Genomic DNA, 22,743 nt, shown 5'->3' with positions numbered 1-22,743 from the left:
AGTGCCTGCCGAGGAGGTGGGGCGGGTGCCCGAACGCCCGGGGAGGAGCACGCCGTGACGAGACCACCGACCGCGGCCCAGCGGCGTGTCATCGATGCCGCCGATCCCGTGACCGGACGGGTCAGAGGTACGGAGGCGCAGCTCGCGGCGCTGGTGAAGCGAGGCCTCGCCTTCCGGCACCCGCGGCCGCCGCACGCTCACTTTCTGACGCCTGCGGGGCATCGGATACGGGACGCGGAGCCGGCGCCGGCCGCGGAGTCCGAGGCTCCGGCGGCCGGCGGGGTGTTCGCGGCGCGGATCGGCGGTGAGGAGGACGCGCCGGTGCCGGGCCCGGCCCGCGTCCGGGAGGTGCACAGCGCCTGGCAGGGGCTGCTGGAGCTGCGCCGGATGACCAATGCGGACGGGGCGGTGGACCGGCCGTGCGCGTGGGAGCGTACGCATCTGGTGCGGGCCGCCGCGCTCGCCCTGGAGGCCGCCGGGCACCGTCCGGCCGAGCGGGACTCCGAGGAGGGGTACCGGGTGCGGGCCACTGTGCAACCGGAGGCCGTCTCCGTGCACGAGCCGGACGGCGAGCGGCTGCGGGCCTGCGCGACCACACTGGAAGAGGCGGGCTGGCAGGTCGGCGAACACACCGAGCCGCGGACCAGAGCGCGCTATCTGCTGGCATCCCCGCGCCGGGCGTGATGGCCATGCCAAGATCGGTGCACAGAGCATCGAACACGAGAAGGGGAAACCGTGAGCGAGCCGTTCTCCGTCCGGGTCACCGTGCGCGGCTACGAGACCGATGTGCAGGGGCACGTCAACCAGAGCGTGTACATCAACTACGCGGAGCACGCCCGCTGGTCGTTGCTGCAGGCCGCGGGCATCACCCAGACGGGGCTCATAGGCAAGGGGGTGGGTCCGGTCGCGCTGGAGACGACCATCCGCTACAAGCGGGAGCTCCTCGCCGGCGACGAGGTCGACGTGACCTGCGCCTTCGAGTGGTCGGGCGGCAAGACCTTCCGTATTCGGCAGATCATGAGCAAGGCGGACGGCACCGTGGCGGCCGAGCTCACGGCGGTCGGCGGCCTGCTGGACCTCAAGGAACGCCGGATGGTGGCGAACCCGCAGGACTACTTCAAGGAACTGGCCGCGGACCCGAGCCTGTTCGGGCTCTGATCAACGCCTGTCAGAACTCCGGTCACCGCCTGCCACGCCCGGCCTCCGGTCACACCGGCTCCGGTGCGTGCTCCTCGTCGTAGGCCGCCCGCGACTCGGCGATGTAGACCCTGTTGCGCTCGGCCCAGTCGGTCAGGCGTTGCAGGGTCTCGTGCAACTCCCGTGCCACCGGCGTGAGTTCGTACTCCACCTTCGGCGGCACCGTCGGATGGACGGTACGGGTGACGAGACCGTCGCGCTCCAGATTACGCAGGGTGAGAGTCAGTATCCGGCGGCTGATTCCCTCGATGCTGCGCTCCAACTCGGTGAAGCGGATGGGCCCGTGGGCGGCCGCGACGAGAATCTGGACGCTCCATTTCCCGGAGACCCTGTCAAGAACCTCGCGGACCGGGCACGCGTGCGCGTTCACTGCCTGGACGGTAACACCGGTGTTCCTCTGGGACATCGGACTGCCTCCTTACGCCGCCCTCCATGGTCACTCACGATGTACCCCGTTACAAGTCGTGCACCATTGGAGAACCCGGAGGCAGCGCCGCCATGACGGCCATCGTCGAGACCCCGACGCGCACACCCCACCCGCCGCAGCGAACCTACTCCCGCCAGGCATCCCTCGTCGTCCTGTGCGCGGGGACGCTGATGACGATCCTGGACGGCAACATCGTCACGGTCGCCATGCCGGCCATCCAGAGCGACCTGGGCTTCTCGGGGCCGGGCCTCGCCTGGGTCGTCAACGCCTATCTGATCCCTTTCGGCGGTCTACTCCTCCTCGTCGGGCGGCTCGGCGATCTGATCGGCCGCAAGCGGATGTTCACGGCGGGGCTCGCCGTGTTCACCGCGGCCTCCGTGCTGTGCGGGGTGGCGACCGCGCAGGGCATGCTGATCGCGGCACGCGCGTTGCAGGGCGTGGGCGGAGCGATGACCTCGGCCGTCGTGCTCGGCATGCTGGTGGCAATGTTCCCGGAGCCGCGTGAACAGGCCCGCGCCATCGCGGTGTTCAGCGCGGTCGGCGCGGCGGGCGGAGCGCTCGGGACGTTTCTGGGCGGGGCGCTGACCGAGCTCCTCGACTGGCACTGGATCTTCCTCATCAACCTCCCCATCGGCATCGGGGCGTTGATCATGGCCGTGCGGGTGCTGGAGCCGGACCGCGGCGCCGGGCTCGGCAAGGGCGCCGACTACCCGGGCGCGGCGCTGGTCACCGCCGCGCTGATGCTCACCGTGTACGCCATCGTCGGCGCGGGCGACCGCGACCTCACCACCACCCTCCTGTTGGCGGCCCTGGCCCTCACCCTGTTCACGGCGTTCACCCTGCGCCAGGCGCGGGCCACGCGTCCGCTGCTGCGGCTGCGCCTGTTCGGCTCCCGGCTGCTGAGCGGGGCCAACGCGGTGCAGATCCTGATGATCGCGACGATGTACGGCTTCCAGTTCATCGGCGCGCTCTACCTCCAACGGGTCCTCGGCTACGGCGAGTTGCTCACCGGCACGGCGTTCCTGCCGGCGCCGGTCGCCATCGGGGTGCTGATGCTGGGCCTGTCGGCGAGGACGGTCGGCCGCTTCGGCGCCTACCGCGTACTGCTGGCCGGGCTGGCGCTCATCGTCGCCGGAATGGCTCTGCTGAGCCGCGCACCGGTCGACGGCTCGTACGTCACGGACGTCCTCCCGCCGCTGCTTCTGCTGGCCACCGGCTTCGCCGCCGCGATGCCCGCGCTGACCGGGCTCGCGATGGCGGGGGCGCGCGCGCAGGACGCGGGGCTGGCGTCGGGGCTGTTCAACACCACGCAGGTGGTGGGCGGTTCGCTGGGGCTGGCGGCACTGTCCGTCCTGGCGGCGAGCCGCACCGAGGGGCTGCTCGACCGGGGCGCGGAACTGGTGGCGGCCACGGCGGAGGGCTATCAACTGGCGTTCCGGGTGGCAACGGTGGTCGCGGTGGGGGCGCTGGTGCTGGCGGCGGCGGTGCTGAGGAAGCGGCAGAACTGAGCGCAACCATTCGCATACCCCGCGGGTCACACCATGCAGGAGCAACCACCCGCAATGGTCACTAGGGGGAAATATGCGATTGATCCGTTCTGCACTGTCCGCCACCGCGTTAGCGGCCCTGACGGTGGGGACCACGGCCGCCCTCGCGGCGCCCGCCTCCGCCGCGCCCAACACCACCCCGCAGAAGGTCTGCGGAAGCGGCTACAAGACCGTCAACTCGGCGCCGGTCGGCTCGCTGGGCACCGTCTATCTGACGTACAACGCCTCCAACGGCGAGAACTGTGTGGCGACCATCCGCACCAACCCGGGCACCGTCCGGGAGATGTCCGCGTGGGTCTACGTCCCCGACACCGAGGAAGGGGACGACGACTGGGGTCAGTACACGTCGTACGCCGGACCGACCTACGTCTACGGCAAGGGCCACTGCGTCGACTGGGGCGGCCACATCAGCAACGTGTACGTGCAGGTGACGGGCTCCAACTGCGGCTCCCTGAAGGAGAACCGGGTCACCTACACCCGCTGACCCGGCACGGCGCCACGACTGTCGCCCTGGCAGGACTCCCGGAGTTCCGCCAGGGCGAACGCGTGCCGCCGGGAGAGGCCGGCGAGCGGAATTCGGATGCGGGAAGCCCCGGTCACCTGGGAAGCTCCCGCTCCATGGCCGCACGACGTGTCAAAGCCAGCCTCTACATCTCCGTCGACATCGAGGCGGACGGCCCGATCCCGGGGCCGTACTCCATGCTGAGCATGGGCGCGGCGGTCGCCGGGGTGCAGGACGCCGACGGGTTCACCCCGGCCGATCCCGAGCAGCGGACCTTCTACCGTGAGCTCCGGCCGATCAGCGAGGAGTTCGTGCCCGAGGCGCTGGCGGTGAGCGGCCTGGACCGGGAGCGGCTCCGCACCGAGGGCACCGAACCGGCCGCCGCGCTCACCGAGTTCACCGCCTGGGTGCGCGAGGTGAGCGCGGGCGCCCAGCCGGTGATGGCCGGCTATCCGGCGTCCTACGACTGGACCTTCCTGTACTGGTATCTGATCCGTTTCACCGGTGCGAGTCCCTTCGGGCACTCCGGCTGCCTGGACATGAAGACGCTGTACGCGACGAAGGCCGGGCTGCCGCTGCGGGCCGTGGCCAAGGGCACCATGCCGCGCGAACTGCTGTCGAGGCGCCGTCACACCCACCATGCGCTGGACGACGCCATCGAGCAGGCCGAGCTGTTCGCCAACCTCATGGCGTGGCCGGGGCCCGGGTCGCCCCGGTGATCTCCTCCCCTGCCTCCATCGGATGGGTCACGTCCTGGGCGTCGCCGCTCCTGCCCAGGTGGTTGAAGACGAGGTTCAGCGCCACCGCCGCAACGCACCCGGTCGAGATGCCCGAGTCCAGCACGATCCGCACCGTCTCCGGGAAGGCGTGGTAGAACTCCGGCGCCGTGATCGGGACGATGCCGACGGCCAGCGAGACGGCGACGATCAGGACGTTGTTGTCCTTCTCCAGGCCGGCCCGGACGAGGGTCTGGATGCCGCTGGCGGCCACCGAGCCGAAGAGGACCACGCCCGCGCCGCCGAGCACGGGGCGCGGTACGACCGCGATGAGCGACGCGGCCATCGGGCACAGGCCCATCAGCACCAGGAAGCCACCGCCCACGGCGACGACGTACCGGCTGCGGATCTTCGTCATCGCGACCAGGCCGATGTTCTGGGCGAAGGCGCTGCACATGAAGCCGTTGAAGAGCGGGCTGATCGCCGAGCCCAGGGTGTCGGCGCGCAGGCCCGCCGCGATGGTCTTCTCGTCGGCCGGGCGCTCGACGATCTCGCCGAGCGCCAGCATGTCGGCGGTCGACTCGGTCATCGACACCACCATCACCACGCACAGCGAGATGATCGCGGCGAGCTGGAACTGCGGGGCGCCGAAGTGGAACGGGGTGGGGAAGCCGATGACGTCCGCGTCCGCCACCGGGCCGAAGTCCGTGACGCCGAACGGGATCGCGATCAGCGTGCCGATGACCAGGCCGAGCAGTACGGCGATCTGCTTGACGAAGCCCCGGGTGAAGCGGCGCAGGAGCAGGACGATCAGCAGAGTCCCGGCCGCCAGGCCCAGGTTCGTCGCCGAACCGTAGTCGTCCGCCGCCGGGTTGGGGCCTTGCGCCCAGCCGAAGGCGACCGGCAGCAGGGAGATGCCGATCAGCGTGATGACCGTACCGGTCACGACCGGCGGGAAGAACCGCACGGCCTTGCTGAAGAACGGGGCGGCGAGGAAGCCCAGGAGGCCGGCGACGATGACCGCGCCGAAGATGATCGGCAGCGCGTCGGACTTGTCCTCGGTGGAGGCGGCGATCGCGGTCATGGGGGCGACGCCGGCGAAGGTGACGCCGTTGACGAACGGCAGCCGGGCGCCGATCTTCCAGATCCCGAGGGTCTGGAGGAAGGTGGCGAGGCCCGCCGTGAAGAGGCAGGCGCCGGTGAGGAAGGTCAGTTCGGTGGCGGACAGGCCTATGGCCGCGCCGACTATCAGGGGTGGGGCGACGACTCCCGCGTACATGGCGGCCACGTGCTGAAGACCGGTGGTCGCCATCTTCAGGGCGGGGAGTTTCTCGTCGACTGGGTGAGCGGACTTCTGGGCGGACACTGCGGCTCTCCTCCGGTCGGTTGAACACGTCGGCTCTGACGCGGGTTCTTGGAGGTGGTGCAAGTGGTCGTGCGGGACCGGGGACGGGCCCGTTCTGGGGGAAACGGAGACCGTTCCGGGGCGCGTGCGTCCAACACGCGCCCCGGCGACGGCCGCCATGGACCCCGCTCGGGTCCACGGCTACCGGCCGGGAGCCGTCCCTCCTGGCCGGAGATCAAGTGCCGTACGGCGGTACGAAGTTACTGCGCGGCGATCCTCGCCAGCCGCTGCGCTTCCTCCCGCGTCGAGCGGGCGATCGCGTCCTCGTCGGCCGTGAGCAGCCGGCCGTCCTCGACGATCTGGCGGCCGTTGACGAACGACGCCGTGACCGGCGCCGCCGCGCCGAAGACCAGTGCGGTCACCGGGTCGGCGATGGAGGCGTGGGCGAGGGTGTCCAGCTTCCACAGCACGAAGTCGGCCAGCTTGCCCGGCTCGAGGGAGCCGATCTCCCGGGCGCGGCCGAGGACCTGGGCGCCGCCGTACGTCCCGAGGCGCAGCGCCTGCCGGGCGTTCAGGGCGGCCTCGCGGTGGGCGCCGAGGCGGTTGATGAGCAGGGCGTTGCGCAGCTCGGTGTGGAGTTCGCCGGACTCGTTGGAGGCCGTGCCGTCGACGCCGAGGCCGACCGGGACGCCGGCCGCGAGCATGTCGGGGACGCGGGCGATACCGGCCGCGAGGCGGGCGTTGGAGGACGGGCAGTGGGCGACACCCGTCTTCGTACGGGCGAAGGCGGCGATGTCGGAGTCGTTCATGTGGACGCAGTGCGCCATCCACACGTCCTCGCCGAGCCAGCCGGTGGACTCGAAGTAGTCGGTCGGGCCCATGCCGAACAGCTCGTGGCAGAACTTCTCCTCCTCCACGGTCTCCGAACCGTGGGTGTGCATGCGCACGCCGAGGCGGCGGGCGAGCTCGGCACCCTGCCTGAGCAGCTCGGTGGAGATGGAGAAGGGGGAGCACGGGGCGACGGCGACCTGGGTCATCGCGTCGAAGGAGGCGTCGTGGTGCTCCTTGACGGTCTCCTCGGTGGCGGCCAGCGCGCCTTCGAGCGTCTCGACGGCGAAGTCCGGCGGCAGCCCGCCGTCCTTCTCGCTGCGGTCCATGGAGCCGCGGGCGAGGGTGAAGCGGACCCCCATGTCACGGGCGGCGCCGATGATGGCACCGGACAGGTCGCCGGAGTTCTTCGGGAAGACGTAGTGGTGGTCCATGGCGGTGGTGACACCGCCGCGGGCCATCATCCCCAGCGAGCCCTGCGCGGCGGAGCGCACCATCGGCTCGTCGATGCGCGCCCAGGTCGGGTAGAGGGCGACGAGCCAGTCGAAGAGGTTGTGGTCCGTGGCCAGGCCGCGGGTGATCCACTGGTAGAAGTGGTGGTGGGTGTTGACCAGGCCGGGGGTCACCAGGTGCCCGGTGGCGTCGATACGGCGTACGACGTTCTCCAGGCCCTCGGGAGCCCTGCCCGCGCCGAGCGACTCGATGCGGTTGTCCGCGACGACGACATGGCCCGTGGCGTACTCGGTGTCGTTCGCGTCCACTGTCGCGATCGAACAGTTCTCGATGACGATGCGCTGGGCTGCTGCCATGATTCGTCCCTTTCCCTGAGGGGGTGCCGGGTTGGAGAGGGCACGGCAGGACCCTGGGAATTTGAGTACCGCGGCCGGTGGGCCTTCACAGCCCGGCCCGCCGGCCGCGGGTGCCGAAAGGGAGTTGCCTGCTTACAGGTTGGTGAGGTCCACCGGGATCTTCGGCTCACAGCCGTCCCGCAGGATGGTCGCCTCGATCAGGCCGTAGGGCCGGTCGGCGGCGTAGTACACCTCGTTGTCGTTCTTCAGCCCGAACGGCTCCAGGTCCACCAGGAAGTGGTGCTTGTTCGGGAGGGAGAAGCGGACCTCGTCGATCTCGCTGCGGTTGTTGATGATCCGCGAACCCATTTGGTACAGGGTCTGCTGGAGCGAGAGCGAGTAGGTCTCGGCGAAGGCCTGGAGCATGTGCTTCTTCACCTGCTCGTAGGACTTCTCCCAGTTGGGCATCCGCTGCTCGTCGTCGGTCCAGTTGAACCGCCAGCGGCCCGAGACCTGGGTGGCCAGGATGCGGTCGTACGCCTCCTGGAGGGTCGTGTACTTGTCCTTGACGTAGCCCCAGAATTCGGAGTTGGTCGAGTTCATCACGATGAGGTCCTTGAGGCCGGAGACGACCTCCCACTTCTCACCGTCGTAGGTGATCTGCGTGACCCGGATCTCCTGGCCCTTGCGGACGAAGGAGTGCTTGACCTCGTCCGCGCCGATGAACTGGGAGTTGGCGTCGGAGGCGGCGATGCGCTCCCAGGCGTACTCCTCGATCCGGATGCGGGCGACCTTGATCGGCTCCTGCGACGTCACGAAGTGGCGCGCGAGGTGGATGCCGAACTGCTCGGCCGACTCGATGCCGTACTCCTTGGCGAACGCGTACACCGTGTTCTTGGTGGTGTCGGTCGGCAGACAGTTGGCGTTGGAGCCGGAGTAGTGGACCTCCTCCATGTCGCCGCTCAGCGCGACGGACACGTTCAGGTCCTTGATGTGATGGGTGGCGCCGTCCCGCGTGATCTTTACGACTCGGTTCTCGGCCTTGCCGTACTGGTTCTGTCCCAGGATCACAGGGCGGGCAGGGCGGGAATTGAGTGTCATGTGTCTGCTAGCTCCCTCGGTAAACGGAGTAGCCGAACGGGTTGAGCAGCAGCGGTACGTGGTAATGCTCCCCGGGCTTCACGGCGAAGGTGATCGCCACCTCGGGGAAGAACACGGCACCGCTGTCCCGATTCGCGGGGGCGTCCTGCTGCGCATCGGCTTGCTTCTTCTCGAAATACGGCTCCACCGCGAAGTCGAGCCGTACGTGTGTGGTCCCCTCCGGCAGCGCCGGGAGGTCCTTGCACCGCCCGTCCGCGTCGGTCGCGGAGCCGCCGAGCGCCTGCCAGTCCGCGTCGCGGCCGCTGCGGGCCGCGAGCTGGATGGCGACGCCCTCGGCGGGGCGGCCGATGCTGGTGTCCAGGATGTGCGTGGACACGGAGGCGGTGGTGCTGGTGCTCATGGTCAGGCGTCCTCTTCAGTCTTCTTCGACGAGGCGGGCGAGCCGGATACGGTTGATCTTGCCCAGTTCGACACGGACGATCTCCCGCTCCTGCTCCGGCGAGTTGCCGATCCGTTCCTTGACCGCGTCGCGCATCTGCTCGCCGGTGCGGCCGGTGGCGCAGATCAGGAAGACATGGCCGAACCGGTCCTGGTAGGCCAGGTTGAGTTCGAGCATCTCCGCCTTGAGCTCCTCGGAGGCGCCGGCCATGCCGCGCTGCTCCCGGGCCGAGGTCGGGTCGCCCGGCTTGGGGCGGCCGATCGGCGGGTGCCCGGCCATGGCCTCGGCCAGGTCCTCGGCGGTCAGCTCGGCCGTGGCGGCGTCGCTTGCGGCGTAGAGGTCGTCGGCGGTGGCGTAGGGGCGGGCGGCGAGCAGCCGCTTCCCCCACGCCGTGGAGGCGCACGCCTCGTGGAGAGCGGCGTGGGCCGCGTGCTCCTCCAGGGCGTTGAACCGGGCCAGGCCCGGGGGCGTGGAATACGACGTCACGGGAGCCTCCGTGGCCGCGGCGGGCGGCCTTCGTACTGAACGGGCGTGCCGCTAGCTAACGCCCTACGACGACGAGACGTCAACACTTTGTTGAAAATTCGCGGTAACGAAACCGGGCGGGCCGCCCACGTGTCCTCATGGCCCGTTGCCTCAGGCGTTCTTCTCACGGTTGAGGTAGTTGTAGACCGTGAAGCGGCTCACGCCGAGCGCGCTCGCCACGGTCTCCACGCCGTGCCGCACGGAGAAGGCGCCGCGCGCCTCGAGTATCCGCACGACCTCCTGCTTGGCCTTGCGGTCCAGATCGGCCAGCGGCTTGCCCTTGCGGCGCTCCATGGCGGCCAGGATGTGGTCCAGGGAGTCGGCCAGCTGGGGCAGGCGTACGGCGAGGACGTCGGCGCCGTCCCAGGAGAGCACGACGTCCTCCGGGCCGGCCTCGTCCGGCGCGATTATCTCCCCGCCCATGGCGTCGACCAGCGGCTTCACGGCCGCGATGAAGGGCTCCTCGCCGGTGCCGGTCACTGCTCGCCCTCCCCGATCACATTGACCTGGAGGGAGATCCGGGTGGCGCCGGCCTCCAGGCTCTTGCGCAGCAGGGCGTCCAGGGCGGTGAGCACGGCGTCGGCACCGCCCTCCGCCGTGTTGCCGAACGGGCCGACGTCCACCTCGTCGAGCTCGGCCGCCTCGATGACCTCGCGGGCCACCAGCGCGTGCGCGGGCGCCTCGTCGAGGTCGAAGGGTTCGGTGGTGAACTCCACTCTCAATCGCATGCTGCCCCCATGACACCCCTCTGACCTGCACTTCAGCCGGATTGCCCACCGCGAGGGCACATCAGGGCTCTACAGGAGGCACCGATCGACAGCACCAGGGCCACGATGCACCGCAGGCCGATCACTTTCACGGCGGCGGAGCCGGGTCGTCCGCCCAGCTGCGACTGTAGCCGACGCAGGACCCACCTGACGGGTTCGAGAGACATCACTTGAGCACCGTTCACACCACGTGGCTCCACCACTCCGAGCCGCGAACCGACACCCGGCGGACGCGGGCACCGCGGCCCACCCACTCCCTCGATTGCGCACCCCACCGGTCGGCCACCCAGCCCCGCAGCCCCACCCGGCATCCACCGCCGATCCACCCCCCTGCACCGACGCGCCGCGCTCCACCTCACCCTCACCGACGACCGCTGCGACACCGCCACCGATGCGCCGCCGCCCGCCTGCCCAATGGCCCCAGCCTGCCGGCGCCACACCCCTCACCGACGGAGCCGACCGCGAACCGACACCCTGCCGACGCAGGTGTCCCGGCACGCCCACGGCGCGGTGCCCGGACGGCCGGCTGCCCCACCGCCCCGACCGCCGGCCACCCCGCCGCCCGCCTCCCGGTTCAGCAGATCCGCGGCAGCTGCTCCCCGAGGGGCAGGTCGACCACGCGGGTTCCGCCCAGGCCGGTTCGGGCCACGAGCATGCCGGGGTGGGAGTCGACGGCCTCGCCGATGATCGCGGCGTCCGTGCCCAGGGGGTGGGCCCGCATCGCGGCCAGTACGGCGTCGGCGTGCTCGCGTGGGACGAAGGCCACCAGCTTGCCCTCGTTGGCGATGTACATGGGGTCCAGGCCGAGGATGGCGCAGGCGTTGGCCACGGCGGGCGGCACGGGGACGTCGCGTTCCCGGATGACCACCCCCGCGCCGGACGCCGCCGCGATCTCGTTGAGCGAGGCCGCGAGGCCGCCCCGGGTGGGATCGCGCAGCACGTGCAGATCCGGGGTGACCGCGAGCATGGCCTCGACCAGGCCGCCGAGCGCCGCGCAGTCGCTCTCGATCTCGACCCCGAACTCCAGGCCCTCACGGACGCTCATGATCGCCACCCCGTGGACGCCGATGGCGCCGCTGACGATCACGACGTCGCCGGGGACGACCCGCTGCGGACGCAGGTCGACGCCCGCGGGGACGACACCGATGCCGGCCGTGTTGAGGTAGATCCCGTCGCCGTGCCCGGCCTCCACCACCTTCGTGTCCCCGGTCGCCACCTCCACCCCGGCGGTGCGCGCGGCCGCGCCCAGCGCCTCGGCGACCCGGGTGACCGTGTCCAGCTCGACGCCCTCCTCCAGGATGAACCCGCAGGAGAGGTAGGCGGCCCGGGCCCCGCTCATGGCGAGGTCGTTGACGGTCCCGTTGACCGCCAGGTCGCCGATGCTGCCGCCGGGGAAGAACAGCGGCCGTACGACATAGGAGTCCGTGGAGAACGCCAGCCGTGCTCCGCCCAGGGAGAGCACGGCCGCGTCGCCCATCTGCGAGAGCGCCTCGCCGCCGTACGAAGGGGCGAAGATCTGCTGGACGAGTTCGGCGGAGAGGGCTCCGCCGCCGCCGTGGCCCATGACGACGCGGGGCCGGTCGCGCAGGGGGGCCGGGCACGTCCACCCTTCGACGTCGAGGGACGGGGCGGGGAGATCGGTCGTGTCAGACAACGGGGCTCGCCTCCCGGGCCTTCGCGGTGGCGGGCACGTCCAGCCGCCGGTACAGGTAGTACGCCGCACAGGCGCCCTCGCTGGAGACCATCGTGGCGCCCAGCGGCGTGCGAGGGGTGCACAGGGTGCCGAAGGCCTCGCACTCGTGCGGCTTGAGCAGGCCCTGCAGGACCTCCCCGCTGCGGCACTCCGCCGGCTCCTCGGTCCGGATCCCCTCGACGGAGAAGCGGTGCTCGGCGTCGTGGTCGCGGTATTTCGGCGACAGCCGCCAGCCGCTGTCGGGGATGACCCCGATGCCCCGCCAGGCACGGTCGGTGACCTCGAAGACGTCCTCCAGCATGGCCCGGGCGGCCGGGTTGCCCTCGGCCCGGACGGCGCGGGCGTAGGCGTTGTCGACGGTGTGCTCGCCGCGTTCCAGCTGCCGTACGGTCCGGCGTACGCCTTCGAGGATGTCGAGCGGCTCGAAGCCCGTCACGACGATCGGCACCCGGAAGCGTTCCGCCAGCTCCGGATACTCCTCCACCCCCATCACGCTGCACACGTGCCCGGCCGCGAGGAAGCCCTGCACCCGGCACCGCGGCGAGGACATGATCGCCGCGATGGCGGGCGGGACGCGGACGTGGGAGACCAGCATGCTGAAGTTCCTGATGCCCAGCCTGCGGGCCTGATGGACCGTCATGGCGTTGGGCGGCGCGGTCGTCTCGAAGCCGATGCCGAAGAACACCACCTCGCGGTCGGGGTTCTGCTGCGCCACCCGCAGGGCGTCGAGCGGTGAGTAGACGACGCGTACGTCGCCGCCCTCGCCGCGCACCTGGAACAGGTCCCGGCCGGTGCCCGGCACGCGCAGCATGTCGCCGAAGGAGCAGAAGATCACCTCCGGCCGGGAGGCGATCTCCAGCGCCTTGTCGATGACCTCCAGCGGGGTCACGCAGACGGGACAGCCGGGTCCGTGGATCAACTCGACCTCCTTCGGCAGGAGTTGGTCGAGGCCGTGCCGGATGATGCTGTGCGTCTGTCCTCCGCACACCTCCATCAGCGCCCACGGCCTGGTCACCGTGGCGTGGATGTCGTCGAGGAGCCGGCGGGCCAGCTCCGGGTCCTGGAACTCTTCGATGTACTTCACTGGCCACGCGCCCCTTCCACCGGTTCCACCGGTTCCACTCCCGCCTCCGCCGCCGCCATCTCCCAGGCGTCGCCGAACTCCTCCTGGAGCATGCCGAGTTCGGCGAAGAGCTCCAGCGTCTGCTTCGCCGAGTCCTCGTCCAGCCGTTGCAGGGCGAACCCGACGTGCACGATGGCGTACTCGCCCACCTGGAGGTCCGGCAGGTACTCCAGGCACACCTCCTTGACCACGCCGCCGAAATCGACGTCGGCCATCCGGGTGCCGTCGCGTTCCTCGATGTCCAGCACTCTGCCGGGTACCGCCAGGCACATGGGCCTCTCCTCGCTGTGGGGTCGCGGGTCGCTCAGTCGTGGGTCGTCTTGCGGGCGGCCACCATCAGCTGGCCCAGCGCCAGGCCGCCGTCGTTGGGTGGCACCAGGCGGTGCCGCAGGACCGTGAAGCCGTCCTCGCGCAGGCCGGCCGAACAGGCCGAGGAGAGCAGCGTGTTGGCGAACACCCCGCCCGTGAGGGCCACCGTGTCCAGCCCGTACCGCTCCCGCGCCCGCAGGCACATCCGGCGCACCAGTGCGGTCACGGCGCGGTGGAAGCGGGCCGCCACCAGTGCCGGTTCGACGCCCGCCCGCAGGTCGGCGACGATCGCCGCGAAGACAGGCGCCGGGTCGGCGCGCACGGGGTCGCCGCCCCGCAGCTCGAAGGGGTACGCGACGGTGTCCCCGGCGGGCGCGCGCAGTGCGGCGCCCTCCAGCTCCACGGCGGCCTGCGCCTCGTAGCCGGCCACGTGGCAGACCCCGGCCAGCGAGGACACGGCGTCGAAGAGCCGGCCCATGCTGGAGGTGGGGACGCAGTTCAGGCCGCGCTCCAACTGCCGTTCCAGCAGCCGCAGTTCGTCCGGCGGGCAGGCGGCCGTACACGCGAGGTCGGCGGATAGGGCGAGCCCGGCCGTCCGCAGTTGGGCCAGCGCCATCCGGTACGGCCTGCGCACCGCCGTGTCACCGCCGGGCAGGGGGACGTACGCGAGATGCCCGAACCGTGTGAAGCGGTCGTAGTCGGCGAGCAGGAACTCCCCGCCCCACACGGCGCCGTCGTCGCCGTGGCCGGTGCCGTCGAAGGCGACGCCGATCACCGGCCGGGTGCCGTCCAGCCCGTGCTCGGCCATCGCGGCGGCGATGTGGGCGTGGTGGTGCTGGACGCGTACGACGGTCCGGCCGGCCGCGTTCCGGTCGGCCCACCCGGCGGAGCGGTAACCGGGATGCCGGTCGCCCGCCAGGCTCTTCGGCCGTACACCCGTGATGGACTCCAGCTGCCGCACGGCGCGTTCGAAGGCGCCCTGCGTTTCGAGGTCGTCCATGTCGCCGATGTGCGCCGACAGCCAGGCCTGCCGCCCCTCGCCGAGGCAGAAGGCGTTCTTGAGGTCGCCGCCGACGGCGAGGGCGGGGCGGACGGGCAGCGGGAGGGCGAGCGGCAGCGGGGCGTAGCCGCGTGAGCGCCGGATCAGCAGCGGCTCTCCGTCGCAGACGCGGACCACGGAGTCGTCGCACGGCACGTGGATCGGCCGGTCGTGCGTGAGCCAGGCGTCGGCCAGGTGCGCGAGTCGCTCCAGGGCTTCGGCGTCGTCGGTGACGATGGGCTCGCCGGAGAGGTTGCCGCTGGTCATGACGAGCAGCCGGGGGCCGACCGGGTCGCCGGGCAGCCCGAGCAGGAGATGGTGCACGGGCGTGTACGGCAGCATCACACCGAGGTCGGGGCTGCCGGGCGCGACGGCCTCGGCGGGTCGCGCCGCCCCCGCGGGGTACGACGGGTCCGGGCGCCTGCGCAGCAGGACGACGGGCCGGGCGGCGCCCTCGAGGAGGCTCCGTTCCTCGGGTCCCAGCCGGACGAGGTGCTCGATCTCGCCCGCGCTCCTCGCCATGAGGGCGAACGGCTTGTCGCCCCGCGCCTTGCGGTGGCGCAGCAGACGGACCGCGGTGTCGTCGGTGGCGTCGCAGGCGAGGTGGTAGCCGCCAAGTCCCTTCACGGCGAGGATCGCGCCGCGGGCGAGCAGGGCGCGGGCCTCGGTGACCGGGTCCTCCCCGGCGGCGCTCCCGGCCCCCGGGACGATCAGGCGCAGCCGGGGTCCGCAGGAAGGGCAGGCGACCGGCTGCGCGTGGAAGCGCCGGTCGGCCGGATCGCCGTACTCGCGGGCGCAGTCGGGGCACATCGGGAACCCGGCCATCGTGGTGTTCGCCCGGTCGTACGGCACGCCGGTGACGATGGTGAAGCGCGGCCCGCAGTGGGTGCAGTTGACGAAGGGGTGGCGGTGGCGCCGGTCGGCCGGGTCGGCCAGCTCGGCGAGGCAGTCGGCGCAGGTGGCGGTGTCCGGGGAGACCAGGGTGCGGGCCGGGCCGCCGGTGCGGGAGGCGAGGATGGTGAACGCCTCGCCCCCGGCGGCGGGCAGCTCCTGGTGGTGGACGGACTCCACGCGGGCCAGCGGCGGTGCCTGGACCGCGAGCCGGTCGCAGAAGCGGGCCACGGCCGAGGCAGTGCCCTCGACCTCGGCGACGACGCCCTCCGGCGTGTTGGTCACGTGTCCGACCAGGGCGAGTTCGGTGGCGAGGCCGTACACGTACGGCCGGAAGCCGACGCCCTGCACCACGCCCCGCACGACCACCCGACGGCGGTTCGGCGGGTCCGCGGCGACGGCGGCCTGTGCCGGAGCGCTCACGAGCGAGGGGCGGCCGGGGCGACGGCGTCAGCCGCGTCCGTGTGTACGTGTGCGTGGCCGGCGCCCTCGGCGCCCGTGTGTGCGTGCGTGTGACCGGACTCCGCCGCGCCCGAGTGGGCGTGCGTGTGACCGGCGTCCGCCCGGCGGGCCATGACCGGTGTGTGCAGGGGCGCGCCCTCGGCCGCGGCGAGCGCGCGGTCGAGCAGTGCGCCGGTGCCCCGGCCCCGCCGTGCCGAGGTCAGGACCACCTCCACGCCCGGGTTGACCCGCTCCACGTTCGCGCGGAAGGCGCGCTCGTCGAACTCCACCGCCTCGGCGATGTCGGTCTTGGTGACCATGACCAGATGGGCCAGTCCGAAGGCGGTGGGGTACTTCAGCGGCTTGTCCTCGCCCTCGGTCACGGAGGCGAGGACGACCCTCAGGGTCTCCCCCAGGTCGTAGGAGGCGGGGCAGACCAGGTTGCCGACGTTCTCCACGAACAGCAGCCGGGTGTCGTCGGGCAGCCATCCGTCCAGGTGCCCGGCGAGCATCGCCGCCTCCAGATGGCACAGCCCGTCGGTGAGCACCTGCTTGACCGGAACTCCGGAACGTGCCAGCCGCGTCGCGTCGTTCTCGGTGGCGAGGTCGGCGCTGAGCGCCGCGACCGCCACGGACCGCTCCCGGGCCCGCAGCAGTTCGCCTTCCAGCAGCGCGGTCTTGCCGCTGCCGGGGCTGGACAGCAGGTTGACGACCGTGGTGCCCCGGGTGTGGAGGTGGGTGCGCAGGAGGTGGGCGGTCGCGTCGTTCTTCGCGAGCACGGCCTGCTGCAGGTCGACGACACGGCACATGGTTCAGCACTCCTCGGCGATCGGTACAGGGGTGGCCGCGAGTGTGGGGTCGCCGTCCTCCCACCGCACGTCGGCGATCCGCAGCTCCCGGCCCGAGATCAGCTCGACGTCGGCGCCTTGGCACTCCGGGCAGGTCAGGCTGGGCGGCATGCCGACGGCCCATTCATGCGCGCAGGGCGTGCAGCGGGCCCGTCCGGGCACCGGTTCGGTGACCAGCTCGGCGCCTTCCAGCAGGGTTCCGGCGCAGGCGAGTTCGAAGCAGAAGGCGAGGGAGTCGGGTACGACACCGGCCAGTTCGCCCACCCTGAGCCGTACCGAACGCACCGCCGTGACGTCCGGGGTCTGTGCGGCGGCGGTTTCCACCTGGTCGATCACGGCCAGCGCGACGGACATCTCGTGCATGGGTCCTCGTCCTCCCGGGGCCGGTCTTCATTAGAGACACGCGCCCCGCAAGCGACGGCCCGGCACGCCGAGGCCGGGGTGCCGGGTACGCCGTTCGACGCAAGGCGGAGCGCACCCGGCGGTCGCCCTGCGGCCAGTGGTTCACATCCGGCGGATCCGCAGGTAGCGCCTGAGGTCGGGCAGCACCTGCGCGGCGACGGCGGCCGCAGCCGCCATGGCGGCACCGGCGGCCCCGGCAGCGATGATCTTCTTCATCCCGTCTCTCCTCATGTCGAAGCCTCGGCGCCCGGTGCCTGTGCGACAGCCGGCTCGCCGCCCTGCAACAACTCTTCGATCAGCCGAACGGCCCGGGGAACGGCATCGGACACCGGTGCGCTGAGCCCCATGCCCTCGTCGATCGAGGCCGGTTCGCATCCGACGATCAGGACACGCTCCGGCGGTTGCCCGCCCGTGCCGGCGCAGAGGGTGTCCAGCAGCGCCAGCACGGTGTCGGGGGTCATGCGGTGGCCGTCGATCGCCGGAGCGGCATCGCCGCCGTCACCGGCGCCGGGACCGTCGTACTCGATCACGTACAGCGTGCCCGGGGCCTCGCCGCGTGCCGTGGCGTCGACGAGGACGAGGGTGTCGTAGCCGTCGAGGAGCTGGTATGCGAGGTGCACGCCGCGTACGCCGATGTCGACGACCTCGACGTGTGCGGGCAGGGGCCGTTCGGACAGCCGGCGTGCGGTCTCCACGCCGAAGCCGTCGTCCCGCAGGAAGATGTTGCCGATGCCGGCCACGAGCGTCCGTGTCATCGGGGATCCTCCAGTGGTACGACTTCGTCCGGCTGGAAGTACAGATAGCGGCCCTGCTCGCGTCGGATGTCGGCGCCGGGGTCGCCGTCGACGGTCACGGCGAGGTGCACCGCGCCGTCGACGTCGTGCAGCACCGCCTCGACGGTCGCGGCGCGGCCCTGGAGGAACAGGTCCTGGGCGTCGGTGTGCCGCAGGCCGGGGCGCAGCTCGACGCGGCTGCCCTTGCCGACGGACCGGCCGTCGACCATGACCCGGTCGTGCTCCGGGTCGAATCCCGCGTCGCTCGCCGGGTCCCACCAGGGCGTGTCGGGGCGTTGCACTGCGAACTCGTCGGGGAATCCGGCGGACTCCCCGGTGACTTCCCGCAGGCCGCGCACCGCGCCGTGCAGGCGTTCCAGCACCTCGGCCGGCATCGAGTCCGCGAGGTCGATGACCGCGGCGGCCCGTGCGTCGGTGCCGCGGGCCTCGCGTTTCTCCTCGTCGGTGAGGGCGGCGGTGCGCAGGGCGAGGATCTCGTCGATCTCGGTGGCGTCGTAGAGGGCACCCAGGCTTTCGGGGGCGATGGCCGGGTGGTCCTCCAGGATGATCGGCGAGGAGAGCACCAGGTCCGTACGGCCGGGTTCGCCGGCGAGGACGGGCCAGGTGTGCAGGTTGCGGCAGGCGGCGACGGCGGCCTTCGCCCACTCGGGGGGATCGGTCATCGACAGGAACGAGCCGGCGTCCAGGGCCATGAGGAGGTGGGTGGCGACCAGGGAGTGCGGCAGCGCCGCGTCCCGGTCGGCGGCTCCGTCCTCCGGGGGCGCCCACGGGGTGGTGTTCTCGACGACGGCGGTGAGCCGCATCGTCCGGTAGGGGCCGTCGAGTTCGCGGGCGGAGAGCCGCACCACCCCGCTGACCTCGGCGCTGCGCCGGACCAGTCGGCCCACGGTCCGGCCTGCCGCGTCCAGGACGGGCTCGGTGTCCTCGGCGGCCTGTCTCCGGAAGGGGAACTCGATCCCGTCGCCGAGCAGTTGTCCGACCGGCGCGACCAACTCGACGCGTTCCTCGGCTCCTTCGTCCCAGGGCACCAGCACCCGGTCATCGAGGTGGAGTTCGGACACGGTCTCGAAGTCGCCGTCGGGCCGGACGCGTTGCACGGTGCGGCGCCGGGCGTGCAGGAAGCGGACCTCGACCGCGAGGGTCGCGCCCTGCTTCGGTTCCATCAGGCATTCCGTGTGCTGGAAGTCGTGCTCCTCGCATTCGGCGCCCCAGGCGGGCGGCACCAGCACTCCGAACTGCCAGCGCAGCCGGTTCTTGGCGGCCGAGGCGCGGTACGGGTAGAGCACGTAGCCCTCGAAGAGCACGGCGTCGGCCACCTGCCGGGCGAGGGCGAGGCGCTCCTCGGTCTCGGGGGCGAACGCGGGGGCGGTCACGGATCGGTCCTTCCGACGGTGGCGGTGAGCGCGCGCAGCGGGTCGTTTCCCGGCGGGGCGGCCGTGTCGAGCAGCGCCTTCAGCGTCGCCTCCCAGGAGGGCAGCGCGTGCCGGGAGCGGTAGGCGAGGAGGGCGTCCATGATGTCGCGGGGCAGCCGGATCCAGCCGCAGCCGGGGAAGTGCTGCTCGATGGCCTCCCGCCAGGTGGCGACCGGCATCCTGAAGGCCGCCTCGCGGTCCCACGGCACGGGCTCCACCTGGAAGCCGCCGCTTCCGGTGAACGCCGTCCCGGAGAACAGCATCAGCAGCGGGACCTCTCCGTCGGTGAGGGCGTCCAGGTAGCGGGGCGCGGCGATGTCCGTGTCGTAGGTGCAGGGGACGACGAGGTCGGCCTCGGTCTCGCCGGTGAACGCGGAGACCATCAGCGGGACCTGCGCGAACTGCACGGGCTGGAGCGTGGCGCCCCAGCGGGAGCGCTCGCCGAAGAGGTCCGTGATCCCGTCGGCCTCGGCACGGGCGTAGCCGCGGCGGGCGGGTTCGATGCGGATCTGGCAGCGCAGCGCGAGGGCGTGCACAGGGGTGTCGCCGGACGCGGTGACGCGCAGCCGGAAGACGAGGGTCGGTCCGGCGGCGTACCGGTCGGCGCGGACGCCGGTGCAGGCGAAGGTGAACCCCGTCACGGCCGCTCCGCCTCGTCCAGGGGCCGGGCTCGGCGCAGGACGTCCGCGAAGAAGGCGTCCAGGGCGGCCCGGGCCTCGGCGCCGCCGTCGAAGCCCTGCCACAACAGGCGCATCCGGCCGACGAGTTCGTAGCAGACGTCGATCGGGACGAGGTGGCACTCGACCCGGCCGTCGGTGCGGCGCAGCAGGAGCGCCTCGACGTCGGGTTCGAGGAGCGCGGCGAGCTTGCTGCCGCCGAGGACCTCGGTCCAGGTGTCCGGTTCGAGTTCGCTCTCGGTGGCGCCCGCCGGGCTGGGGTAGAGGGCGACCAGCCGGTCGAGCGCCGCGTTGCGGAAGAAGAAGGCGACGCCGACCGGGATCCGCAGCGCCTCCCACGCCCGCTCGTCGAGGCGGTGGCCGGGGTCGGTGAGGTAGCGGGCCGGGACCGCGCGGAAGCGGCCCGCGGCAGCCCCCGGCCGCTCCATGAGCACCGCGCAGGCGGTGCAGACGCAGACGAGGGCACGCTTCTCGGTGTCGACCATGTGGCGGTGGTCCTCGGGCACCACGACCGCGCACAGTTCGCACCGCTCGGGCTGCGGCGGACGCTCGGTGAGGAATCTCCGCAGGCCGACCGTGGCCGCGGTCACCGGGTCTTCGTCCCGATCTGCAACAGGGCCGGCGCCGACTCCACCTCGACGGCCCTGACCTCCGGTGCGAAACAGGCGAGCGCCGCCTGAGCGGCCTCGCGGGCGCCCGCGCCGGAGCCACAGCCGCAGCCGCCGCCCGCCGCGGCCGCCCGCAGCGTCAGGGTGCCGCTGTCCTCGTCGAAGCCCACGACGTCCAGGTCGTGCTCGCGCACGCTGTCGAGGGCGCGGCCGATCCGGGTGTCGCGGTCCTCGGGGTGCAGGTCGTGCAGGACGAGCAGACTCGCGACGAGTTCGTCGCCGAGGAGCCGTGCCAGCGGGTCGCCGGGCGCGGCCGACAGCAGGTGGAGGGCGCGGGCCAGTCCGGAGCCGTAGTAGTCCATGAGGGACCGGACGAGTTCCTCGGCCGCGGCGGCGACGGCCGGGTCGCCGTTCGCGGTCAGCCGGTCGAGCACCTCCTCGACCCGGCGGCCGGTCTCCTCCGCGGACACCGGCCGCGCCGTCGTCGTCGCGCTCATCCGCCCAGTCCGCTCAGGCCGGTGGGCATGTGCAGGCTCTTCACCGTCTTGCCGCCGCCGACGTACATGTGGACGCCGCAGGGCAGACAGGGGTCGAAGCTGCGGACGGTGCGCATGATGTCGATGCCCTTGAAGTTCTCCGGGGAGTTCTCCTCGAAGATCGGGGTGTTCTGCACGGCGTCCTCGTACGGGCCCGGGGTGCCGTAGCTGTCACGCACGCTGGCGTTCCAGGGGGTCGGCGGGTAGGGGTGGTAGTTGGCGATCTTGCCGTCGCGGATCACCATGTGGTGGGAGAGGACGCCGCGGACGGCCTCGGTGAAGCCGCAGCCGATGCTCTCGTCCGGGACCTCGAACTTCTCCCAGGTCTGGGTGCGTCCGGCCCGGACCTCCTCCAGGCCCATCTCCGCGCAGTGCAGGGCGACCGCGGCGGCGTACGCCTGGAAGTAGGTGCGCGCGCGGTTGCGTTCGAGCGCGTTGCTCCACTCCGGGATCTTCCACTCGAAGGTGGTCTCGGGCTTGGTCATCGTGCGGGGCAGGTTGATGACCACGCTGTGGCCGGTTGCCTTGACGTACCCGATGTCGACGAGCCCGGACAGGGCGGTGGACCACAGGCGGGCGATGGGGCCGCCGCCGGTGTCCAGGGCGAGGTGGTCCTTGCCGTCGAACCAGCGCGGGGACATCACCCAGCTGTACTTGTCGTCGAAGTCCCGCTTCTGCGGGGCGGGGATGGTGTGCTGGTTCCACGGGTGGCGCGGGTCCACCGGGTTGCCGAGCGGGTCCTGGGTGACGAACTGCTCCTGGCCCTGCCAGTCCTCGTAGTAGGAGCTGCCGAGCAGGATGCGGATGCCGAGGTTGATCTCGGTGAGGTCGTTGGTGACGAGCTTGCCGTCGACGATGACGCCGGGCGTGACGAACATGCGCCGGCCCCAGTTCGTCATGTTGGCGTAGGTGAAGTCGCAGTACTCGGGGTCGTTGAGCGCGCCCCAGCAGCCGAGCAGGACACGCCGGCGGCCGACCTCCTCGTACCCGGGCAGGGCCTCGTAGAAGAAGTCGAACAGGTCGTCGTGCAGGGGCACGACCCGCTTCATGAACTCCACGTACCGCATGAGGCGGCTCATGTAGTCCGTGAAGAGCTGCACGGAGGCGACCGTGCCGACGCCGCCCGGGTAGAGCGTGGAGGGGTGCACATGGCGGCCCTCCATGAGGCAGAACATCTCCCGGGTGTAGCGGCTCACCTGGAGCGCCTCGCGGTAGAACTCGCCTTCCAGCGGGTTCAGTGAGCGCATGATGTCGGCGATCGTGCGGTAGCCGTGCTCCGCGGCGTGCGGGGCCTCGGTGCGCTCGGCGAGTTCGAGGACGCCGGGGTTGGTCTCTTTGACCATCTTCTCGCAGTAGTCGACCCCGACCAGGTTCTCCTGGAAGATGTTGTGGTCGAACATGTACTCGGCGGACTCGCCGAGGTTGATGATCCACTCACCGAGGTGCGGGGGCTTCACGCCGTACGCCATGTTCTGCGTGTACACCGAGCAGGTGGCGTGGTTGTCGCCGCAGATCCCGCAGATGCGGCTGGTGATGAAGTGGGCGTCGCGCGGGTCCTTGCCGCGCATGAAGACGCTGTAGCCGCGGAAGACCGACGAGGTGCTGTAGCACTCCGCGACCCGCTTCTGCTTGAAGTCGATCTTCGTGTGGATGCCCAGGCTGCCGACGATCCGGGTGATCGGGTCCCAGGACATCTCCACCAGGCCGCTGCCGTCGCCGGCCGCCTTCGTCCTCGCTGCCATCGTCTTTTGCCGTGCCCTTCGTCGTGCGGGAGGTTCGGGTTGTGTG

General features: G+C 71.5%; 26 protein-coding genes. 5 read left to right on the top strand and 21 right to left on the bottom strand.

Annotation, left to right across the window (positions count from 1 at the left end):
- Positions 1-54 precede the first annotated feature (54 nt).
- A complete protein-coding gene (locus EJ357_RS37575) occupies positions 55-684 on the top strand; it encodes a hypothetical protein (RefSeq protein ID WP_126396126.1) in 630 nt (209 codons plus the stop codon).
- A 51-nt stretch (positions 685-735) separates the two neighbouring features.
- On the top strand, positions 736-1,158 hold the full coding sequence (locus EJ357_RS37570; protein WP_126396125.1) for an acyl-CoA thioesterase: 423 nt from the start codon (positions 736-738) through the stop codon (positions 1,156-1,158).
- 49 nt (positions 1,159-1,207) lie between these two features.
- Here EJ357_RS37570 and EJ357_RS37565 read toward each other — a convergent pair whose 3' ends face one another.
- Entirely contained in the window at positions 1,208-1,603 is a 396-nt protein-coding gene (locus EJ357_RS37565) for a winged helix-turn-helix transcriptional regulator (RefSeq protein WP_126396124.1), read from the bottom strand.
- A 92-nt stretch (positions 1,604-1,695) separates the two neighbouring features.
- Here EJ357_RS37565 and EJ357_RS37560 point away from each other — a divergent pair, with 92 nt between their 5' ends.
- The 3 genes from EJ357_RS37560 (at position 1,696) to EJ357_RS37550 (ending at position 4,392) form a co-directional block, all read left to right on the top strand.
- Positions 1,696-3,132, top strand: coding sequence for an MFS transporter (locus EJ357_RS37560; RefSeq protein ID WP_126396123.1), 1,437 nt, complete (start codon positions 1,696-1,698; stop codon positions 3,130-3,132).
- Positions 3,133-3,205: 73 nt separating this feature from the next.
- Positions 3,206-3,655: a spore-associated protein gene (locus tag EJ357_RS37555; RefSeq protein ID WP_126396122.1), complete on the top strand. Its 450-nt coding sequence runs from the start codon at positions 3,206-3,208 to the stop codon at positions 3,653-3,655.
- Positions 3,656-3,789: 134 nt separating this feature from the next.
- On the top strand, positions 3,790-4,392 hold the full coding sequence (locus EJ357_RS37550; RefSeq protein WP_126396121.1) for a 3'-5' exonuclease: 603 nt from the start codon (positions 3,790-3,792) through the stop codon (positions 4,390-4,392).
- On the opposite strand, the gene EJ357_RS37545 is transcribed toward EJ357_RS37550, so the two are convergent.
- From EJ357_RS37545 to EJ357_RS37455, 20 genes are all read right to left on the bottom strand, one after another.
- Positions 4,358-5,914, bottom strand: coding sequence for a nucleobase:cation symporter-2 family protein (locus EJ357_RS37545; RefSeq protein ID WP_267132819.1), 1,557 nt, complete (start codon positions 5,912-5,914; stop codon positions 4,358-4,360). The two genes, EJ357_RS37550 and EJ357_RS37545, sit on opposite strands and share 35 nt — an antisense overlap.
- Positions 5,915-5,994: 80 nt before the next feature.
- The gene (locus tag EJ357_RS37540; RefSeq protein WP_126396120.1) at positions 5,995-7,371 is read right to left on the bottom strand and encodes an 8-oxoguanine deaminase; all 1,377 of its coding nucleotides are present in this window, start codon (positions 7,369-7,371) and stop codon (positions 5,995-5,997) included.
- Between the two features lie 132 nt (positions 7,372-7,503).
- Positions 7,504-8,451: a factor-independent urate hydroxylase gene (gene pucL, locus EJ357_RS37535; protein WP_126396119.1), complete on the bottom strand. Its 948-nt coding sequence runs from the start codon at positions 8,449-8,451 to the stop codon at positions 7,504-7,506.
- Positions 8,452-8,458: 7 nt separating this feature from the next.
- Positions 8,459-8,851 (bottom strand): hydroxyisourate hydrolase, encoded by a 393-nt coding sequence (gene uraH, locus EJ357_RS37530; protein WP_126396118.1) that lies wholly within the window; start codon positions 8,849-8,851, stop codon positions 8,459-8,461.
- Positions 8,852-8,866: 15 nt separating this feature from the next.
- Positions 8,867-9,376 carry a 2-oxo-4-hydroxy-4-carboxy-5-ureidoimidazoline decarboxylase gene (gene uraD, locus EJ357_RS37525; protein ID WP_126396117.1) on the bottom strand — a complete coding sequence of 170 codons (510 nt, stop codon included), beginning with the start codon at positions 9,374-9,376 and terminating at the stop codon, positions 8,867-8,869.
- A gap of 150 nt (positions 9,377-9,526) precedes the next feature.
- The gene (locus EJ357_RS37520) at positions 9,527-9,895 is read right to left on the bottom strand and encodes a helix-turn-helix domain-containing protein (protein WP_126396116.1); all 369 of its coding nucleotides are present in this window, start codon (positions 9,893-9,895) and stop codon (positions 9,527-9,529) included.
- Positions 9,892-10,143, bottom strand: coding sequence for a hypothetical protein (locus tag EJ357_RS37515; protein ID WP_126396115.1), 252 nt, complete (start codon positions 10,141-10,143; stop codon positions 9,892-9,894). Before EJ357_RS37515 ends, EJ357_RS37520 begins: the two co-directional genes overlap by 4 nt.
- A 613-nt stretch (positions 10,144-10,756) precedes the next feature.
- A complete protein-coding gene (gene hypE, locus EJ357_RS37510; protein ID WP_126396114.1) occupies positions 10,757-11,836 on the bottom strand; it encodes a hydrogenase expression/formation protein HypE in 1,080 nt (359 codons plus the stop codon).
- Positions 11,829-12,959 (bottom strand): hydrogenase formation protein HypD, encoded by a 1,131-nt coding sequence (gene hypD, locus EJ357_RS37505; protein WP_126396113.1) that lies wholly within the window; start codon positions 12,957-12,959, stop codon positions 11,829-11,831. The genes hypE and hypD overlap by 8 nt, the downstream gene beginning before the upstream one ends.
- Positions 12,956-13,270, bottom strand: a complete 315-nt coding sequence (locus EJ357_RS37500) for a HypC/HybG/HupF family hydrogenase formation chaperone (RefSeq protein WP_126396112.1) — start codon at positions 13,268-13,270, stop codon at positions 12,956-12,958. The genes hypD and EJ357_RS37500 overlap by 4 nt, the downstream gene beginning before the upstream one ends.
- A 32-nt stretch (positions 13,271-13,302) precedes the next feature.
- Positions 13,303-15,660, bottom strand: a complete 2,358-nt coding sequence (gene hypF / locus EJ357_RS37495) for a carbamoyltransferase HypF (RefSeq protein WP_126396111.1) — start codon at positions 15,658-15,660, stop codon at positions 13,303-13,305.
- Positions 15,657-16,487, bottom strand: a complete 831-nt coding sequence (gene hypB, locus EJ357_RS37490; protein ID WP_126396110.1) for a hydrogenase nickel incorporation protein HypB — start codon at positions 16,485-16,487, stop codon at positions 15,657-15,659. The genes hypF and hypB overlap by 4 nt, the downstream gene beginning before the upstream one ends.
- Before the next feature lie 3 nt (positions 16,488-16,490).
- Entirely contained in the window at positions 16,491-16,889 is a 399-nt protein-coding gene (gene hypA, locus EJ357_RS37485) for a hydrogenase maturation nickel metallochaperone HypA (protein WP_126396109.1), read from the bottom strand.
- Between the two features lie 141 nt (positions 16,890-17,030).
- On the bottom strand, positions 17,031-17,144 hold the full coding sequence (locus EJ357_RS50835) for a DUF6893 family small protein (protein WP_384778025.1): 114 nt from the start codon (positions 17,142-17,144) through the stop codon (positions 17,031-17,033).
- Positions 17,145-17,155: 11 nt separating this feature from the next.
- Positions 17,156-17,683: a hydrogenase maturation protease gene (locus tag EJ357_RS37480; RefSeq protein ID WP_126396108.1), complete on the bottom strand. Its 528-nt coding sequence runs from the start codon at positions 17,681-17,683 to the stop codon at positions 17,156-17,158.
- Complete coding sequence (locus EJ357_RS37475; protein ID WP_126396107.1) at positions 17,680-19,095, bottom strand: hypothetical protein; 1,416 nt, start codon at positions 19,093-19,095, stop codon at positions 17,680-17,682. The genes EJ357_RS37480 and EJ357_RS37475 overlap by 4 nt, the downstream gene beginning before the upstream one ends.
- Positions 19,092-19,775 carry a DUF6084 family protein gene (locus tag EJ357_RS37470; protein ID WP_126396106.1) on the bottom strand — a complete coding sequence of 228 codons (684 nt, stop codon included), beginning with the start codon at positions 19,773-19,775 and terminating at the stop codon, positions 19,092-19,094. Before EJ357_RS37470 ends, EJ357_RS37475 begins: the two co-directional genes overlap by 4 nt.
- On the bottom strand, positions 19,772-20,401 hold the full coding sequence (locus tag EJ357_RS37465) for a DUF5947 family protein (protein ID WP_126396105.1): 630 nt from the start codon (positions 20,399-20,401) through the stop codon (positions 19,772-19,774). Before EJ357_RS37465 ends, EJ357_RS37470 begins: the two co-directional genes overlap by 4 nt.
- A complete protein-coding gene (locus EJ357_RS37460) occupies positions 20,398-20,916 on the bottom strand; it encodes a hypothetical protein (RefSeq protein WP_126396104.1) in 519 nt (172 codons plus the stop codon). The genes EJ357_RS37465 and EJ357_RS37460 overlap by 4 nt, the downstream gene beginning before the upstream one ends.
- Complete coding sequence (locus tag EJ357_RS37455) at positions 20,913-22,697, bottom strand: nickel-dependent hydrogenase large subunit (RefSeq protein WP_126396103.1); 1,785 nt, start codon at positions 22,695-22,697, stop codon at positions 20,913-20,915. The genes EJ357_RS37460 and EJ357_RS37455 overlap by 4 nt, the downstream gene beginning before the upstream one ends.
- Positions 22,698-22,743: the final 46 nt, after the last annotated feature.

The sequence above is a fragment of the Streptomyces cyaneochromogenes genome (genome assembly GCF_003963535.1).
In the GTDB taxonomy this organism is placed as follows: domain Bacteria; phylum Actinomycetota; class Actinomycetes; order Streptomycetales; family Streptomycetaceae; genus Streptomyces; species Streptomyces shaanxiensis.
The sequence above is the reverse complement of the archived record's forward strand: the minus strand, read 5'-3'. Positions and strand labels throughout refer to the sequence as shown.

Excerpts from the sequence above, each read along its gene's own strand:
- EJ357_RS37550 (WP_126396121.1), top strand. The coding sequence starts at position 3,790 with ATGGCCGCACGACGTGTCAAAGCCAGCCTCTACATCTCCGTCGACATC.
- EJ357_RS37500 (WP_126396112.1), bottom strand. The coding sequence starts at position 13,270 with ATGTGCCTGGCGGTACCCGGCAGAGTGCTGGACATCGAGGAACGCGAC.
- EJ357_RS37455 (WP_126396103.1), bottom strand. The coding sequence starts at position 22,697 with ATGGCAGCGAGGACGAAGGCGGCCGGCGACGGCAGCGGCCTGGTGGAG.
- EJ357_RS37545 (WP_267132819.1), bottom strand. The coding sequence starts at position 5,914 with ATGGCGGCCGTCGCCGGGGCGCGTGTTGGACGCACGCGCCCCGGAACG.
- hypA (WP_126396109.1), bottom strand. The coding sequence starts at position 16,889 with ATGCACGAGATGTCCGTCGCGCTGGCCGTGATCGACCAGGTGGAAACC.
- EJ357_RS37565 (WP_126396124.1), bottom strand. The coding sequence starts at position 1,603 with ATGTCCCAGAGGAACACCGGTGTTACCGTCCAGGCAGTGAACGCGCAC.
- EJ357_RS50835 (WP_384778025.1), bottom strand. The coding sequence starts at position 17,144 with ATGAAGAAGATCATCGCTGCCGGGGCCGCCGGTGCCGCCATGGCGGCT.
- EJ357_RS37560 (WP_126396123.1), top strand. The coding sequence starts at position 1,696 with ATGACGGCCATCGTCGAGACCCCGACGCGCACACCCCACCCGCCGCAG.
- hypB (WP_126396110.1), bottom strand. The coding sequence starts at position 16,487 with ATGTGCCGTGTCGTCGACCTGCAGCAGGCCGTGCTCGCGAAGAACGAC.
- pucL (WP_126396119.1), bottom strand. The coding sequence starts at position 8,451 with ATGACACTCAATTCCCGCCCTGCCCGCCCTGTGATCCTGGGACAGAAC.
- EJ357_RS37540 (WP_126396120.1), bottom strand. The coding sequence starts at position 7,371 with ATGGCAGCAGCCCAGCGCATCGTCATCGAGAACTGTTCGATCGCGACA.
- uraH (WP_126396118.1), bottom strand. The coding sequence starts at position 8,851 with ATGAGCACCAGCACCACCGCCTCCGTGTCCACGCACATCCTGGACACC.
- EJ357_RS37480 (WP_126396108.1), bottom strand. The coding sequence starts at position 17,683 with ATGACACGGACGCTCGTGGCCGGCATCGGCAACATCTTCCTGCGGGAC.
- EJ357_RS37555 (WP_126396122.1), top strand. The coding sequence starts at position 3,206 with ATGCGATTGATCCGTTCTGCACTGTCCGCCACCGCGTTAGCGGCCCTG.
- EJ357_RS37515 (WP_126396115.1), bottom strand. The coding sequence starts at position 10,143 with ATGCGATTGAGAGTGGAGTTCACCACCGAACCCTTCGACCTCGACGAG.
- EJ357_RS37460 (WP_126396104.1), bottom strand. The coding sequence starts at position 20,916 with ATGAGCGCGACGACGACGGCGCGGCCGGTGTCCGCGGAGGAGACCGGC.